Origin of the sequence: Streptomyces sp. NPDC016845, from assembly GCF_044332585.1 — a bacterium.
Classification (GTDB): Bacteria; Actinomycetota; Actinomycetes; order Streptomycetales; family Streptomycetaceae; genus Streptomyces.
This window is the reverse complement of sequence record NZ_JBIRPI010000024.1, coordinates 117,308-131,801: the sequence shown is the minus strand read 5'-3', so window position 1 is coordinate 131,801 and position 14,494 is coordinate 117,308. Positions and strand designations below refer to the sequence as shown.

Sequence of the window (14,494 nt, the reverse complement as noted above, 5' to 3'; positions counted from 1 at the left end):
CGCGACCTGCAGACACTCCTCGCGACCTGGACCGGCGCCTGCCCCACCTGCCACCGCGACATACCCACACCACTACGAACATGACCAAGCACTACTAGGACCCTTCTCGGTCATCCGTCCGATGTGGCGCGCACCGGCGCCGGGCTAGCGTCGGGAGCGTGTTGAAGACTTCCCCTGTGACGCCTGTGCATGCTGAAGGCGTGAGCACCGACGATTTCCGCGCCGCCCTGTCCCGTCTCGCCTCCGGGGTCGTCCTGCTGACCGCGCACGAACCTCCGCTCGACCCCGAGGGGCCCGCCGGGGAGGACGCGGGCATGACAGCGACGGCGTTCATGTCCGTCTCCCTCGACCCGCCCCTCGTCCTCGTGTCCATCCGCAACGGCTCCCGTATGGACGATCTCCTCGACGACCAGCCCCTCTGGGCGGTGTCCCTCCTCACGGAGTCCCAGTCCCACATCGCGGGACGCTTCGCGATGAAGGGCCGGATCAGCGACCGGCTGCTGTTCGAGGACATCCCGTACGTACGTGGCGCCCACACGGGTGCGCCGCTGGTCGGCGGGGCGTTGGCCACGCTGGAGTGCCGCACGGAGCGACTGGTCCCCGCGGGTGACCACACCCTGGTCATCGGCCGGGTCCTCAGCGCGGCCCTTCCCAGCGCCGACGGCGGCCCGCTGATGTATTTCCGGGGCCGGTACCGGCACCTGAGCTAGCCCGAACGACCACGCCACCTTCGAGCGCGGCGCACGTCGTGGCTGATCGCGCAGTTCCCCGCGCCCCTGAAGCATGCGGCTCCGCCGCAGCTCCATGGGGCACGTGTCGGGTGCGCCTCCCATGCCACGGGGCGAACGCCACGCGCACCTCTCCGAGGGCAGGTGCCATGCACACCTCTGCGCACCTCTCTGAGGGCGGACGTCACGCGCACCTCTCTGAGGGCGGACGTCACGCGCACCTCTCTGAGGGCGGACGTCACGCGCACCTCTCTGAGGGCGGACGTCACGCGCACCTCTCTGAGGGCGAGCGTCACGCGCGCCTCTCTGAGATGGCGCACGAAGTGCGCGTCTCAGGGGCGCGGGGAACTGCGCGAGCAACCACGACGAAACGTGCACCCGAAAACGACGCGAAGGGGCAGACGCTGAGGGGCGCGGGGAACTGCGCGACCAGCCACGGCGAGACACGTGCCCGGCGAGGGGCTGGTAGGCGGCACCCCCGTGGTCGCCTACCAGTCCCGCCCGGAGCGGCCGCGCTTGGTCTCGGCGCGAGCCTTCTTCTCCCGCAGCCGGCGCTCGTTGATCCCGCGAGGGATACGCGTGGCCCGCCGCGGCTTGGGCGGCGCCGCGGTCGCCTCCGCGAGCAGCGCAGCAAGCCGCACCGCCGCGGTCTCCCGGTTCCGCCACTGCGACCTGTGCTCGGACGCCCGTACGGACACGACCCCGTCCACCAGACGGGAGGCGAGCCGTTCGAGGGCGCGCGCCTTCCACACCTCGGGCAGCGCCGACGTGCCGGCCAGGTCGAACCGCAGCTCCACCTGCGAGTCGCTGGTGTTGACGTGCTGCCCGCCCGGCCCGGACGACCGCGAGAAACGCCACTGGAGCTCGGCCTCCGGGAGGACGACCGAACCGCGGATGGGATAAGGACCGGACATGTGTCCATGGTCGCGCGCCCGCGCCGCCGAGTCACCCGGTTTTCGCCCGCGCGGAAACCCGCGTAGAAACCCGCGTAGATGTGCGAGTAAAGAAAGTAAAGAGACCTGGAACCTCAGGTACCCGCCCCGCGTTCATAGGGGTACGAGTAGCTTCGGCTACGCACGTACGAACTTAACGAGGGAAGGGACTCCCGCAATGGCTGTAAGCCTGTCCAAGGGTGGCAACGTCTCGCTCACCAAGGAGGCTCCGGGCCTGACCGCCGTCACCGTGGGCCTCGGCTGGGACGTCCGCACCACCACGGGCACCGACTTCGACCTCGACGCCTCCGCGATCGCGGTGAACCCGGAGGGCAAGGTCTACTCGGACGGCCACTTCGTCTTCTTCAACAACAAGCAGACGCCGGACCAGACCATCGTCCACACCGGCGACAACCGCACGGGCGAAGGCGCCGGCGACGACGAGGCGATCAACGTCAACCTGGCGGGCCTGCCCGCCGACGTCGACAAGATCGTCTTCCCGGTCTCGATCTACGACGCCGAGAGCCGCTCGCAGAACTTCGGCCAGGTGCGCAACGCGTACATCCGCATCGTCAACCAGGACGGCGGCACCGAGATCGCCCGCTACGACCTCTCCGAGGACGCGGCGACCGAGACGGCGATGGTCTTCGGCGAGCTCTACCGGAACGGGGCGGAGTGGAAGTTCCGCGCCGTCGGCCAGGGCTACGCCTCGGGCCTGACGGGTATCGCGCAGGACTTCGGCGTCAACGTCTGACGGTGACGAAGGGCGGCGGGCCCCGGGTGCGTGCACCGGGGGCCCGCCGCATTCGTTCCGGCTGCCTCGCCACCCGGCGGCCCCACTGCCCCGCTGGCCCGCCACCCGGCGGTCCCACTGCCCCGCTATCCCGTAAGCACCAGCCGCACCGCGAGCCCCGCGATGAGCGCGCTCGACAGCAGCCCCGTCACCCTCCGCCCCCGTACGCCGGTCAGGGCGCGCCCGAGCAGCGCGCCGCCGCCCGCGAGCAGCAGTTGCCAGCTCGCCGACGCGGCGAACGCGGCCACGGTGAAGACGATGCGCGGCCCCGCCCCGGTGACGGCGTCGCCGCCGCCGAGGACGAGCGCGGCGAAGTAGATCACGGTCATGGGGTTGAGCAGCGTCAGGCCGAGGAGCCCCCAGTAGGCGCGGGCGGCGGCCGGCCGGGGCTCGGGTGCGGGGCCTGCGGCACGCAACGCCCGTACGGCGCCGTGCGCGGCCAGGGCGAGCAGGATCGCCGCCGCGCCCCAGCTCAGCGGCGTCCGTACGGTCCCGATCAACGGGGCGAGCGCGGCCCCGCCCGCGACGGCGACCAGCGCGTAGAGCCCGTCCGCCGTGGCGACACCCAGCGCGGCACAGGCGCCGGTCCGCAGATCCGTACGAGCGGTGAGCGACACGAGGTAGGCCCCGACGGCGCCGACCGGGACGGCGATACCGTACCCGGCGAGCACACCCGCGACCAGGGCCGCGCTCACGCGAGGGGCGGGATCGGCCTCCGGCGGCGGGCGGCCCGCTGCTGTCGCCGCGCCGCGGTGGCGACGGCGGACAGCGGACGCGGGACGTGCACGGACGAGGTCATGCCCGAAATGCTGCGCGGCCGCGCGCCGCCCGCGCAACGCAATAACGGGCTCCCCACGCTCACCTCATGATCCTTCTACGCTCACCGCATGATCCTTGAACCGCTCGACCCCGGCCCCGACCACGCCCTGCCGGGCGAACTGCTCACCGAGGTGACCGAGGTGTACGCCGCCAACCGGGAGTTCTTCGCCCTCAGCGGCGACTTCCCCGACCCGGACGCCATCACCGGCGCACAGGTCGCCGTCGCGCTCGCCGACGAGCTGGCACAGCCCGGCGCGGAGGTGCTGCTCGCGCGGGCCGGCGGGCGCCTCGTCGGCCTCACCGTCACGCTCGCGCACCACCCCCACGCGGCCGAGCGGGACGACCCCGACCCGTGGATCGGCCTGCTGATGATCGCCGCGGACAGACAACGGCAGGGGTACGGGCGGGAGTTGGCGGGCGCGGTCGAGGACCGGTTCCGGGAGGCGGGGCGTACGGGGGTACGGCTCGCCGTGCTCGACGCCAACCCCGAGGCGCTGGCCTTCTGGACCGCGCTCGGCTACGAGGAGATCGCGCGCCGGCCCGACCTCCAGCTAGACCGCCCGTGCCGGGTGTTGCGCAAGCCGCTCGCGCGCTGATCAGCCGCGGTCCGGCTTGCCGTTCCCGTACAGCCACACCTTCCAGACGTCCGACAGCTCCTTCGCCCGGCCGGGGTTCTTCTTCTCGGCGTACGCCGTGAAGTCGTCGGTGGAGGCGTTGCCGTACTTGTGGTCGGAAGCCCAGTCGCGCAGCAGCGAGCGGAACGCGGCGTCGCCGACCGTCCGGCGGACCTTGTGCAGGACCATGGCGCCGCGCTGGTACACGGGCGGGTCGGAGATCTGCGCGGCGGTGGGCGGGGCTGCGGGCGGGAAGGCCCAGATCGTGTCGGACCGGGGGCGTTCGTACAGCGCGTCGAAGGTCTCCTGGGCCGTCGGCCCGTCGTGCTCCCCGTCCCCCTTGTCCTCCCCGTTCCCCTTGTCCTCCCCGTCCCCCTTGTCCTCCTCGTCCCAGAGCCACTCCGCGTACGTGGCGAACCCCTCGTTGAGCCACATGTCGCGCCATGACTTCGGCGAGACCGAGTCGCCGTACCACTGGTGCGCCAGCTCGTGGACGAAGGTGCCGAGGTCCGGGGCGCCGGGGAAGACGGGCCGGTTCTGGGTCTCCAGCGCGTACTCGGCGTCGCCCTCGCGGTCGATGATCACGCCGGTGGACGAGAACGGGTACGCCCCGAACGTCTTCGTCCCCCACTCGATCACCTCGGGCAGCCGCGCGAGGACCTTCGCACTCGCCTTCGCCTCGTGCGGATCGACGGCGGTGTGGACGGAGAGGCCGGACGCGGTGGTGTACGTCCGCGTCCTGAACTCGCCGACCGCCACGGTCGCCAGGTAGCTCGCCATGGGCTGCGCGACATGCCAGGCGTAGGTCGTGCGCCGCCCGTCGGCGGAGGTCCGCTCGCCCTTCGACTCGCCGTTGGAGACGGCCTTCAGGCCCTTGGGGACGGTGACCGTGATGTCGTACGCCGCCTTGTCGGAGGGGTGGTGGTTGCCGGGGAACCACGCCATGGAGCCGGTGGGTTCGCCGAGGGCGAGGGCGCCGTCGGCGGTGCGCAGCCAGCCCTCCTTCGAACCGTCCGGGTCGGTGATCGTCACCGGCTCGCCCGAGTAGCGGACGGTGGTGCGGAACGTGGCGCCCTCGCGCAGTTCGTCGCGCGGGCGCACCTTCAGCTCGTGCCCGACCCTGCTGCCCGCCGCGCGCTTCCCGTCGACCGTGATGCCGTCCACCGTCAGCCCCTTCAGGTCGAGGTCGAACGCGCTCAGCGCCTGCCGCGCGGTCGCGGTGATGTCGGCCTTGCCGGTGAGGCGGTGCGTGTCCGGGTCGTAGGCGAGGGCGAGGGCGTAGTGCGTGACGTCGTAGCCGCCGTTGCCGAGGCGGGGGAAGTACGGGTCGCGCAGACCGGCGGCGCCCGGGGTGCCGTGGACGCCGCCGGAACAGGCGGTGAGGACCACCGCGAGCAGCGTGGCGAGCAGCGGGGCGAGCAGCGGTGAGCGGCGGGGACGATGGGCGCTGCGGGGGCTGCGGGAGCGACGGGTGCTGTGGGGGCGGTGAGGGCTGTGGGGACGGTGAGGGCTGTGGGGGCGCACGCCGTGATCCTATTGCCCCTCTATGTCCCGGCCGACGGTCAGATCTGGTCGTGCGCGGACGCGAGCAGCAGGGCGGTGCCGACGCCGTCGACGTCACCGGCGGTCGCGGCGGAGAGCAGGGCCCGGTGGGCGGGATTGCATCGCGGCCGACCGGGCGGTCGCCCCTGAGGGGGCTGGGCGACCGTCACCCGGGGCCCTGCGGCCTCAGCGGAGACGCAGGGAGTCCACGAACTTCTCGTCCAGGTCGCCCGACGGCGCGCCGGCGACACCGATACCGGCGACCGGGGCGCCCTTCGCTGCCACGGGCGCGCCGCCGCCGAGGAACAGCGTGCCGGGGATGTCCTTCAGGGTCGGCGCCTTGTCCAGGCGCTTGACCAGCTCGGACGTCGGAGCGTTCCAGGAGACGGCGGTGAACGCCTTCTTCTCGGCCGCCTCGTACGCCTGCGGGCCCGCACCGTCGCCGCGCAGCGTCAGGATGGTGTTGCCGTCACGGTCGACGACGGCGACGGAGACCTTCTGGTTCTCCTTCTTCGCGGCGTCGAGCGCGGCCTGCGCGGCCTTGGTGGCGGACGCCAGCGTCAGGTGTGTCGTCGACAGGGTGGCGCCGGTGGTGCCGCCCTTCGCGGCCGAGGCGGCGGCGGGCGCGGCGGCCGGGGCGGAGGCGTTCGCGGTGACGGCCCCGACCGTGCCGGCGGCGACGGCGGCGAGGACGGCGCCGCCGGTGACGAGGGCGGAGCGGCGGGAGAGCTTCTTCATGGGAGTACCTCGGGGTGTTCGTGGTTGATCCGTCTGCTCTCAAGCCTCGGCCCGGGCAAGGGGCGCGCCCGTCGCCGTTCCGGCTGCTCGTGGGCTGCCGAGCGGCCGATGCCCGGGTCATCCGATCGGTTGACCCCGGGGGCGCGCAGGCGCCCGACAATGGAAGTGTCTGCCCAGTTCGGAGCCGTAGCAGTGGGCCGTAGCAGTGGGCCGTAGTCGTGGTCCCGAGCAGTGGGCCCTAGCAGTGGAGGGAGGCGGCCGTGACCGGGAAGCCGTGGCCGGACGTCGGCGGGGCGGACGGCGTCGACCGCCGCTACGAGACCGACACCCGGCGTCTGGCCGCCGTCATGCACGCGGCGTTCTTCCTGCTGCTCGCCGTCGCCCTCGCCCGTTTCCTGCTGCGCCACCCCGGTGAGGACCGCACGCCCTGGATCATCGCCCTGTGCGCCGTACTCGCCGCGGTGTACGTCACCGGTTTCGCTCCGCGTTCCCGCTCGACGGCCGGTCAACGGCTCTGGCTGCTGCTCGTCGTCGCCGTCTGGGTGGCGCTCGTCGCGCTCGCTCCGAGCTTCGCCTGGTGCGCGGTGCCGCTCTTCTACACGGGCCTGCGTACGCTGCCGACCCGCGCCGCGCTCGTCCTCGTGGCGCTGCTGACCGGCCTGGTCATCGCGGCACAGCTGCGGCTCGCGGGCCGCTGGGACCCGGACCTGGTGCTCGGCCCGCCGGCCGTCGTCGTCATCGCCACCGCCGTCTTCCTCCAGATGCAGCGGCAGGCCGTACGCCAGCGGGCCCTCATCGACGACCTCATCCGCACCCGGCGCGAACTCGCCGCCGCCGAACGCCGCGAGGGCACCCTTGCCGAGCGCCAGCGCCTGTCCATGGAGATCCACGACACCCTCGCGCAGGGCCTGTCCAGCCAGCAGATGCTGCTGCAGGCGGCCGAGCGGGTGTGGGAGTCCGAACCGGCGAAGGCCCGCGCGCACGTCCGCACCGCCGGGTCGGTCGCCGAGCACAACCTCACGGAAGCGCGCCGCTTCGTCCACGACCTGGCCCCCGCGGACCTGGCGCACGGCCTGGAGGAGGCGCTGCGCGCGGTGGCGGCGCGCGAGTCGACCGAGGCGTTGACGGTCCGCGTGACCATCGACCCCGACCCCGACCCCGTACACACGACGGGCCCCGCCCCCGCCCCCGTTCTCCCCGACCGTGTCCAGTCGGCGCTCCTGCGCATCGCCCAGGGCGCGCTCGCCAACGTACGGGAGCACTCCGGCGCCGCCCACGCCGCGCTCACCCTCACGCTCCTCGACGACCAGGTCGTCCTCGACATCGCCGACGACGGCCACGGCTTCGTCCCCGCCGCCCTCCCCGACACACCCTCCGGAGTACGCGGCCACGGCCTCCCCGCGATCCGGGCCCGGGTCCGCCAGCTGTCCGGCACCCTGACGATCGAATCGGCCCCGGGCGAGGGCACGGTGCTCTCGGCCGCGATCCCGCTGACGGCACGATGAAACCGGCACGCGAGCCCGCCCCCCTGAAGGGGCGCGGGGAACTGCGCGACCAGCCACGACGAGGCCCGCACCCGCGAACGAACAGCCCACCCCACGGCGGGAAGGCGACGGCCGACCCGACGGCCGACCCGACACCCGACCCCGACCACCCCCGAGGAGCCCCCTTGCCCCCGACCCGGATCATCCTCTGCGACGACCACGTAGTGATCCGCGCAGGACTGCTGGCCCTCCTCGACAGCGCCGACGGCATCGAGGTGGTCGGCGAGGCGGGCACCGGCGAAGAAGCCCTCGCGCTGGCCGCCAAGCTCACCCCGGACGTGGTCCTCATGGACCTCTCGCTCGGCGACGGCATCGACGGGATCGAGACGACCCGCCGCCTCACCTCGGGCCCGGCCCCCGCCCCGCACGTCCTGGTCCTGACCACGTACGACACCGACGCCGACATCACCCGCGCCATCGAGGCCGGCGCGACCGGCTACCTGCTGAAGGCGGAGCGCCCCGAGGAGCTCTTCGCCGCGATCCAGGCCGCCGCGCAGGGCCGTACGACGCTCTCCGCCCCGGTCGCCAGCCGCGTCATGGCCAACATGCGCAAGCCGCGCCCCACCCTCACCGGCCGCGAACGCGACATCCTCGCCCAGCTGGCCCACGGCCTCGGCAACCGCGACATCGCCAGGGCCCTCTTCATCAGCGAGGCCACGGTCAAGACCCACCTCGGCCGCATCTACGACAAACTCGGCGTGGACACGCGGGCGGGCGCGGTGGCGGTGGCGAAGGAACAACGCCTGCTGCCGTGAGCGCCCCGGGCGGCGTGCCACACCCGGGCGGCGTGACACCATCCCTACGTGCTCGACATCGGTTACGCCCTCTCCCGCCGCTTCCCGGACCCCCCGCAGACGGACTACCGCCGCGCGGACGTCCACGCCCTGCGCCACGACCTGTTCTGCGGCGACGTGTACCTGGCCGACACCAAGGCCGACCGGGAACTGTCCACAGCCTGGGGATGGGTGCCGGTGCTCGACTTCGCCTGGGCGCTGTGCGACATCGTCGAGCAGCTGGACCGCGACCCGCGCGGCAGCCGCAGCGCCACCCCCCAGTACGCGGAGCTGGACTTCACCGAGTCCACCGACCGCATGCTCTTCGAGCGCCGCTTCGGCTGGGTCGACGTGGAGTCCGACTGGATGCCGGGTGACGAGCCCCCGCTGACCTTCTCCCACGCGGAGCTGCGCCGCGAGGCCCGCGACTTCCTGCACGACCTGATCGCCGACCTCACGGACATGCACGAGGACCTGGCCGAGAACCCGGCGATCTGGGACCTCCAGGCCCGCTTCCCCCGCCTCCCCGAGAACCGCTGAGGCCGTAGGCGGCTCAGCCCACCACCCGCACTCCCAACTGCGCCGCGAACGCCGGAGCCAGGTCGAAGAGCTGGGGCGGCGAGATCACGGCCCCGCCCAGCCGGTCCACACCCCGCGCGACACCGAGCTCCGCCGCGCCCCGCAGGTCGACGTCGGTCATCGTGACCCCCGTCAGATCCGCCCCCTTCACCACGCACCCGGGGAACTCCACCCGCTCCAGGCGCGCGCCCCCGAAATCGGGCTCCACCAGCACACAGCCGTCGAAGATCACGTCCTTCAGCCGCGCCTTGCGCAGATTCAGGTAGTCGATCTTCCCGCCCCTGACGACGACCCGCTCGAGCACGGCCCCGTGCAGCTGCACCCCGCCGAGCCGGGCGTCCGTCACCTCCACGTCCCGCAGCGTCGCCTCCGCGAGATCCGTCCCGACGCCTCTGATCCCGGTCAGCGCCGAGTCCAGGATCCGCGCACGCCGCAGCCCCGCGTCGTCGAAGCCGCAGGCCCGGACCGCGCAGTCCATGAACCGCGCCCCGGACCCGTCCTGCCCCGCGAAGTCCGTCCCGTCGAAGTCGAGGCCGTCGTAGTCCCCGTCCGGCTCGAGACGGCCGCCCTCCTCCCACGGCACCAGCGGCGGCAACCGCACCTCCGCCCGCCGCGCCTTCTTCACCTTCGCCGCCCCGCCACTCCTGTCCGCTGCCATGCCCCCATGCTGCCCTCCCCCACTGACAACGCCCGGTGACCGGCCGCCCGCCCTTGACCTCAAGCGGACTTGAGGTCGAACACTGACGCCACGACCGACCGCGCGGCAGCAGCGCGGTCACGCGGCAAGAGGGAGCAACCGTGCACGCCATCCGCCTCCACGCCTTCGGCCCCGCCGAGAACCTGACCTACGAGAAGACCGACGACCCCGAGCCCGGCCCCGGCCAGGTCCGTATCGCCGTCGAGGCCGCCGGAGTGCACCTCCTCGACACGGCCATCCGCACCGGCGTCCAGGGCCCGCTCCCGCACCTCCCCGGCCTGCCGACCATCCCCGGCCGCGAAGTCGCCGGCACCGTCGAAGCGCTCGGCCCGGACACCGACCCGTCCTGGCTGGGCCGCGAGGTCGTCGCCCACCTCGGTTTCGCCCCCGGGGGCTACGCCGAACTCGCCGTCACGGACGCCGACCGCCTCCACACCGTCCCGGCGGGGCTCGACGCCGCCCAGGCCGTCGCCATGATCGGTACCGGCCGCACCGCCCTCGGCATCCTCAACTTCACCGAGACCACCCCCGACACCGTCGCGATCGTCCCCGCGGCGGCGGGCGGCATCGGCACCCTTCTCGTCCAGTACGTGAAGCACGCGGGCGGCACGGTCATCGGCCTGGCGGGCGGCCCGGCGAAGACCGCGCTGGCCGCGGCCAACGGCGCGGACCTCGCCCTCGACTACAAGGACCCCGACTGGACGGCCCGGGCAGCCGGCTTCCTCGTGAACCTCGGCCGCAAGGCCACCGTCCTCTACGACGGCGTCGGCGGCCCCGCGGCCACCGCCGCCCTCGACCTGCTCGGCCCGGGCGGCCACCACGTCATCTTCGGCTGGTCCGGCCGAGGCATCGGCGACACCGGCGGCCCACTGCTCCTCGACGAGACCGAACGGGCCCGCCGCGGCCTCGTACAGGAACAGGTCCTCGGCCAGGCGATGATGCGCAAGGCGGGCGGCGACAACCCCGTCCGCACCCTGGAACTCGCCGCCCTCGACCTGGCGGCCCGCGGTGTCCTCACCCCCGCCGTCCACCGCTTCCCGCTCGCGGAGGCGGCGGCAGCACATCACGCGCTGGAGACGCGCGCCACGACGGGCAAGGTGATCCTGGAACCCTGGGAATCTACGGGTCCACAGGTCTAGGCCCCGAGCTTGTCGAGCGCGTCCCCCGTCAACCGGTACACAGTCCACTCGTCCTGCGGCCGCGCCCCGAGCGCGCGGTAGAAGTCGATCGAGGGCTCGTTCCAGTTGAGGACGGACCACTCCAGGCGCCCGTACCCGCGCGCCACACAGATCCGTGCCAACTCGGTGAGCAGCGCCTTCCCGTGCCCGCCGCCCCGCGCCTGCGGACGCACGTACAGGTCCTCCAGGTAGACCCCGTGCACCCCGCGCCACGTCGAGAAGTTCAGGAACCACAGCGCGAACCCGACCGGCTCCCCGCTCCCGTCGTCCTCGGCGATGTGCGCGAACGCCGCGGGACGGTCCCCGAACAGCGCCTCGCGCAGTTGCTCCTCGGTGGCCCGCGCCTCGTCGAGGCAGCGTTCGTACTCGGCGAGTTCACGCACCATGGCGTGGATGACGGACACATCGGCGGGGACGGCGGCACGAATCATGCGCGCAGGCTAACCGCTGCCACGCAGACGCTCACCGGCCGCCCCCGGCACTCACCGGCCGCCCAGCAGACGACCCGCGATCTCCAGGTCGTCCGCCGACAGCTCACGCCCGTCCGCCACGTCCCACAACGCGTTCTGCAGCACACGCCCCAGCGTCCACGCCCGCGCCCGCTCCCGTTCGAGACCGAGTACGTCCGTCATCGCGTCGAACCGCCAGAGCACCTCGTCCGGCTCGAACCGGTTGTCGAGCGCGGGCCACAGATCGAACCCCGGGTCCCCGGCCAGTGGCTTCGGATCGATGGCGACCCACGGCTCCCGCTCACTCGCCAGCACGTTCTCGAAGTGCAGATCCCAGTGCAACAACCGGTCCCCGGCGGGCTCGGCCGCGACCTCCCGCAGCGCCGCCGCGCAGGACGCCACCACCGCCCGCCGCCCCGGATCGGAGATCCTCCGCAGCGCCGCCGGTACGGCCGCGAGCATCCGCGCCGCGATGTCGTCGAGGCGCCGCATCCCTTCCGGCGCGGGCCCCGCCGTCAGCCGCGCGAGCAGCCCGGCGATGACGAGAACGGCCTTGCGGGTGTTCTCGACCGAGCTCAACATCCGCGCCGCGTCGAGCCGTTCGAGCAGCATCGTCCCCGTACGGGCGTCATGGCCGAGGAGGCGCACCGCCCCGTCGCCGTCCCACACCCGCAGCGCGACCGGCTCCCCCTCGGTCTCCGCGTCGAGCATCTGGAACTTCACCACCGCGGGCACGCCGTCCGCCCGCCGCACCACCGGCAGCACCAACGCCGCGACCCCGTGCATCGGCGCCCCGTCGAGCCGCAGCCCCCACCGCTCGACGAACTCCTCCACCCGCGCGGGCAGCGCCGCGACGAACGCACGGCCCGCCTCCCCCGCGTACTCCGCCTGCGACCGTGCGAGCCCCTCCGGAATGTCGATCACGCGGCCGACCCTACCCGCGTGCCTGAATCGACCATGCGCCATTTCCTCCGCCGCGCAGGGACGCTCGCCGGGTCGTACGTCCGCCGCGCACCCTGCACGTACCTCTGGCTGACCGCGCTCTTTTTCACCACCGTCGCCCTGCACCACATGGACCCGCACCTCGAACACGACTTCCTGCGCCAGCGCTCGACCAACCTGCACGAACTCTCGACGCACCCCCTCCGCGTCCTCGTCTCCTCCGCGCTCTGGATCGACGGCGGCGACTGGTGGCCGTACGCCGTCCTCTACACCCTCTTCCACGCCCAGGCCGAACAGTGGCTCACCACCCCGCGCTGGCTCGTCGTCGTCGCGGCGGCGCACATCCTCGCGACCGTGATCAGCGAAGGCGCCCTGCTCTGGGCCATCCGCTACGGCCACGCCCCCGTCTCGGCCGTCAACACCCTGGACATCGGCGTCAGTTACGCCCTGGCGGGCAGCATCGGCGTGCTCACGTACCGCATCGCACCCCCATGGCGCTACGCCTACCTGACCACCACCCTCCTCGTCCACGCAGCCCCGCTCGCCCTCACCCGCACCTTCACCGACCTCGGCCACCTCACCGCCCTCCTGATCGGCCTCGCCTGCCACCCCCTGTGCCGAGGCCGCGGCCAACCCCTGCCGCGAACCCGCGCCGCGCAGTAACGTCCACCGCCATGAGCAGCGCGAACAGCATCGGCAACGGCGCGGCGGGCCCCGCCAACGGCGGCATATCGTTCTGGTACGCGGATGACGGCCTGCCCGCACCCCGCGAGCCCCTCACCGGCGACGCGACCGCCGACGTCGTCATAGTCGGCGGCGGCTACACCGGCCTGTGGACGGCGTACTACCTCAAGAAGGCCGCCCCCTTCCTCCGCATCACCGTCCTTGAACAGAAGTTCTGCGGCTACGGGGCCTCCGGCCGCAACGGCGGCTGGCTCTACAACGGCATCGCGGGCCGCGACCGCTACGCCGCGCTGCACGGCCACGACGCCGCCGTCCGCCTCCAGCAGGCCATGAACGCCACGGTGACCGAGGTGATCGACGTGGCCCGCGCGGAATCCATCGACGCGGACATCCACCAGGGCGGCGTCCTGGAAGTCGCGTACACCCCGGCCCAACTGACGCGCCTCAAGGCGCTGCACGCCACGGAACTCTCGTACGGCGAGAAGGACCGCACCCTCCACGGCGCCCGCGAGACGACCGACCGCATCCGCGTCGCCGGCGCCGTCGGCTCCACCTGGACCCCGCACGGCGCCCGCCTGCACCCGGTGAAACTCCTCAAGGGCCTGGCCCGCACGGTGGAGTCCCTGGGCGTGACGCTCCACGAATCGACCCCGGTCACCGAGGTCAGGCCCAAACACGCGGTCACCCCCTACGGCACCGTCCGCGCCCCCTACGTCCTGCGCTGCACCGAAGGCTTCACCGCGTCCCTCAAGGGCAGCCGCCGCACCTGGCTCCCCATGAACTCCTCCATGATCGCCACGGCCCCCCTCACCCCCGCCCAATGGGACTCCATCGGCTGGGAGGGCCGCGAAACCCTCGGCGACATGGCCCACGCCTACCTCTACGCCCAGCGCACGGCGGACGGCCGCATAGCCCTCGGCGGCCGGGGCCACCCCTACCGCTACGCCTCCCGCACGGACACCGACGGCCGCACGCGTCCCGCGACGGTGGCCTCCCTGACCCATCTCCTGACGGCCCTCTTCCCCCAGCTCACCGGAGTCCCCGTCACCCACACCTGGTCCGGAGTCCTGGGCGTCCCCCGCGACTGGTGCGCCACCGTCGCCCTGGACCGCTCGACCGGCCTCGGCTGGGCCGGCGGCTACGTGGGCTCCGGCGTGGCCACCTCGAACCTGGCCGCCCGCACCTTGCGCGACCTGGTCCAACAGGACTCAGGCCAGTCCGGCCCCACCGACCTGACCGCCCTCCCCTGGGTCGGCCACAAGGTCCGCAAGTGGGAACCGGAACCCTTCCGCTGGCTCGGCGTCCACGGCCTCTACGCCACGTACCGCACAGCGGACCACCGGGAGCAGACCACCCACACGGCGACGTCGTCGCGCCTGGCACACCTGGCCGACCGCGTCACAGGCCGCCACTGACCCACGAAAGCCCAGGCCACATGGGTGACCTGGGCTTTCAACGGAGCCCCCTGTCGGATTCGAACCG

Annotated in this window: 17 protein-coding genes; 9 read left to right on the top strand and 8 right to left on the bottom strand. The window is 72.9% G+C overall.

The features are described from left to right. Nucleotides 1–200: 200 nt before the first annotated feature. The gene (locus tag ACH4RC_RS36155; RefSeq protein ID WP_398208392.1) at nucleotides 201–710 is read left to right on the top strand and encodes a flavin reductase family protein; all 510 of its coding nucleotides are present in this window, start codon (nucleotides 201–203) and stop codon (nucleotides 708–710) included. Between the two features lie 506 nt (nucleotides 711–1,216). Here ACH4RC_RS36155 and arfB read toward each other — a convergent pair. Then, on the bottom strand, nucleotides 1,217–1,642 hold the full coding sequence (gene arfB / locus ACH4RC_RS36150) for an alternative ribosome rescue aminoacyl-tRNA hydrolase ArfB (protein WP_398208390.1): 426 nt from the start codon (nucleotides 1,640–1,642) through the stop codon (nucleotides 1,217–1,219). Nucleotides 1,643–1,838: 196 nt separating this feature from the next. On the opposite strand from arfB, the gene ACH4RC_RS36145 reads away from it, so the two are divergent. Further along, entirely contained in the window at nucleotides 1,839–2,414 is a 576-nt protein-coding gene (locus ACH4RC_RS36145) for a TerD family protein (protein WP_398208389.1), read from the top strand. Between the two features lie 125 nt (nucleotides 2,415–2,539). Here ACH4RC_RS36145 and ACH4RC_RS36140 read toward each other — a convergent pair whose 3' ends face one another. After that, on the bottom strand, nucleotides 2,540–3,148 hold the full coding sequence (locus tag ACH4RC_RS36140) for a LysE family transporter (RefSeq protein ID WP_398208387.1): 609 nt from the start codon (nucleotides 3,146–3,148) through the stop codon (nucleotides 2,540–2,542). A 192-nt stretch (nucleotides 3,149–3,340) separates the two neighbouring features. Between ACH4RC_RS36140 and ACH4RC_RS36135 the strand changes: the two genes are divergently transcribed. Further along, the gene (locus ACH4RC_RS36135) at nucleotides 3,341–3,868 is read left to right on the top strand and encodes a GNAT family N-acetyltransferase (RefSeq protein ID WP_398208385.1); all 528 of its coding nucleotides are present in this window, start codon (nucleotides 3,341–3,343) and stop codon (nucleotides 3,866–3,868) included. Here ACH4RC_RS36135 and ACH4RC_RS36130 read toward each other — a convergent pair whose 3' ends face one another. From ACH4RC_RS36130 to ACH4RC_RS36120, 3 genes are read right to left on the bottom strand one after another with little or no spacing between them, the layout of a single operon-like run. Further along, nucleotides 3,869–5,410, bottom strand: a complete 1,542-nt coding sequence (locus tag ACH4RC_RS36130) for a M1 family metallopeptidase (protein ID WP_398208384.1) — start codon at nucleotides 5,408–5,410, stop codon at nucleotides 3,869–3,871. A gap of 38 nt (nucleotides 5,411–5,448) precedes the next feature. Continuing rightward, entirely contained in the window at nucleotides 5,449–5,598 is a 150-nt protein-coding gene (locus ACH4RC_RS36125; protein WP_398208383.1) for a hypothetical protein, read from the bottom strand. A gap of 16 nt (nucleotides 5,599–5,614) precedes the next feature. After that, a complete protein-coding gene (locus tag ACH4RC_RS36120; RefSeq protein WP_398208381.1) occupies nucleotides 5,615–6,166 on the bottom strand; it encodes a heme-binding protein in 552 nt (183 codons plus the stop codon). Between the two features lie 347 nt (nucleotides 6,167–6,513). Here ACH4RC_RS36120 and ACH4RC_RS36115 point away from each other — a divergent pair, with 347 nt between their 5' ends. From ACH4RC_RS36115 to ACH4RC_RS36105, 3 genes are all read left to right on the top strand, one after another. Next, a complete protein-coding gene (locus ACH4RC_RS36115; protein ID WP_398208411.1) occupies nucleotides 6,514–7,671 on the top strand; it encodes a sensor histidine kinase in 1,158 nt (385 codons plus the stop codon). 164 nt (nucleotides 7,672–7,835) lie between these two features. Beyond that, nucleotides 7,836–8,465: a response regulator gene (locus tag ACH4RC_RS36110; protein WP_398208379.1), complete on the top strand. Its 630-nt coding sequence runs from the start codon at nucleotides 7,836–7,838 to the stop codon at nucleotides 8,463–8,465. Nucleotides 8,466–8,513: 48 nt separating this feature from the next. Next, nucleotides 8,514–9,023 carry a hypothetical protein gene (locus ACH4RC_RS36105; protein WP_398208378.1) on the top strand — a complete coding sequence of 170 codons (510 nt, stop codon included), beginning with the start codon at nucleotides 8,514–8,516 and terminating at the stop codon, nucleotides 9,021–9,023. Nucleotides 9,024–9,036: 13 nt separating this feature from the next. On the opposite strand, the gene ACH4RC_RS36100 is transcribed toward ACH4RC_RS36105, so the two are convergent. Beyond that, nucleotides 9,037–9,720: a pentapeptide repeat-containing protein gene (locus ACH4RC_RS36100; protein ID WP_398208376.1), complete on the bottom strand. Its 684-nt coding sequence runs from the start codon at nucleotides 9,718–9,720 to the stop codon at nucleotides 9,037–9,039. A 140-nt stretch (nucleotides 9,721–9,860) separates the two neighbouring features. Here ACH4RC_RS36100 and ACH4RC_RS36095 point away from each other — a divergent pair, with 140 nt between their 5' ends. Next, on the top strand, nucleotides 9,861–10,898 hold the full coding sequence (locus ACH4RC_RS36095; RefSeq protein WP_398208375.1) for a zinc-binding dehydrogenase: 1,038 nt from the start codon (nucleotides 9,861–9,863) through the stop codon (nucleotides 10,896–10,898). Here ACH4RC_RS36095 and ACH4RC_RS36090 read toward each other — a convergent pair. Both ACH4RC_RS36090 and ACH4RC_RS36085 read right to left on the bottom strand, forming a co-directional pair. Continuing rightward, nucleotides 10,895–11,368 (bottom strand): GNAT family N-acetyltransferase, encoded by a 474-nt coding sequence (locus tag ACH4RC_RS36090; protein ID WP_398208373.1) that lies wholly within the window; start codon nucleotides 11,366–11,368, stop codon nucleotides 10,895–10,897. The two genes, ACH4RC_RS36095 and ACH4RC_RS36090, sit on opposite strands and share 4 nt — an antisense overlap. 51 nt (nucleotides 11,369–11,419) lie before the next feature. Next, complete coding sequence (locus ACH4RC_RS36085; protein WP_398208372.1) at nucleotides 11,420–12,352, bottom strand: aminoglycoside phosphotransferase family protein; 933 nt, start codon at nucleotides 12,350–12,352, stop codon at nucleotides 11,420–11,422. On the opposite strand from ACH4RC_RS36085, the gene ACH4RC_RS36080 reads away from it, so the two are divergent. Both ACH4RC_RS36080 and ACH4RC_RS36075 read left to right on the top strand, forming a co-directional pair. Then, nucleotides 12,344–12,991: a rhomboid-like protein gene (locus ACH4RC_RS36080; RefSeq protein WP_398208409.1), complete on the top strand. Its 648-nt coding sequence runs from the start codon at nucleotides 12,344–12,346 to the stop codon at nucleotides 12,989–12,991. The two genes, ACH4RC_RS36085 and ACH4RC_RS36080, sit on opposite strands and share 9 nt — an antisense overlap. A gap of 11 nt (nucleotides 12,992–13,002) precedes the next feature. Further along, on the top strand, nucleotides 13,003–14,427 hold the full coding sequence (locus ACH4RC_RS36075) for an NAD(P)/FAD-dependent oxidoreductase (RefSeq protein WP_398208370.1): 1,425 nt from the start codon (nucleotides 13,003–13,005) through the stop codon (nucleotides 14,425–14,427). The last annotated feature ends 67 nt before the right edge of the window (nucleotides 14,428–14,494 follow it).

What these genes read in the sequence shown, in the direction of transcription:
- arfB (WP_398208390.1), bottom strand. Translation starts at nt 1,642, where the DNA reads ATGTCCGGTCCTTATCCCATCCGCGGTTCGGTCGTCCTCCCGGAGGCC.
- ACH4RC_RS36145 (WP_398208389.1), top strand. Translation starts at nt 1,839, where the DNA reads ATGGCTGTAAGCCTGTCCAAGGGTGGCAACGTCTCGCTCACCAAGGAG.
- ACH4RC_RS36135 (WP_398208385.1), top strand. Translation starts at nt 3,341, where the DNA reads ATGATCCTTGAACCGCTCGACCCCGGCCCCGACCACGCCCTGCCGGGC.
- ACH4RC_RS36120 (WP_398208381.1), bottom strand. Translation starts at nt 6,166, where the DNA reads ATGAAGAAGCTCTCCCGCCGCTCCGCCCTCGTCACCGGCGGCGCCGTC.
- ACH4RC_RS36115 (WP_398208411.1), top strand. Translation starts at nt 6,514, where the DNA reads ATGCACGCGGCGTTCTTCCTGCTGCTCGCCGTCGCCCTCGCCCGTTTC.
- ACH4RC_RS36100 (WP_398208376.1), bottom strand. Translation starts at nt 9,720, where the DNA reads ATGGCAGCGGACAGGAGTGGCGGGGCGGCGAAGGTGAAGAAGGCGCGG.
- ACH4RC_RS36090 (WP_398208373.1), bottom strand. Translation starts at nt 11,368, where the DNA reads ATGATTCGTGCCGCCGTCCCCGCCGATGTGTCCGTCATCCACGCCATG.
- ACH4RC_RS36080 (WP_398208409.1), top strand. Translation starts at nt 12,344, where the DNA reads ATGCGCCATTTCCTCCGCCGCGCAGGGACGCTCGCCGGGTCGTACGTC.
- ACH4RC_RS36085 (WP_398208372.1), bottom strand. Translation starts at nt 12,352, where the DNA reads ATGGCGCATGGTCGATTCAGGCACGCGGGTAGGGTCGGCCGCGTGATC.
- ACH4RC_RS36075 (WP_398208370.1), top strand. Translation starts at nt 13,003, where the DNA reads ATGAGCAGCGCGAACAGCATCGGCAACGGCGCGGCGGGCCCCGCCAAC.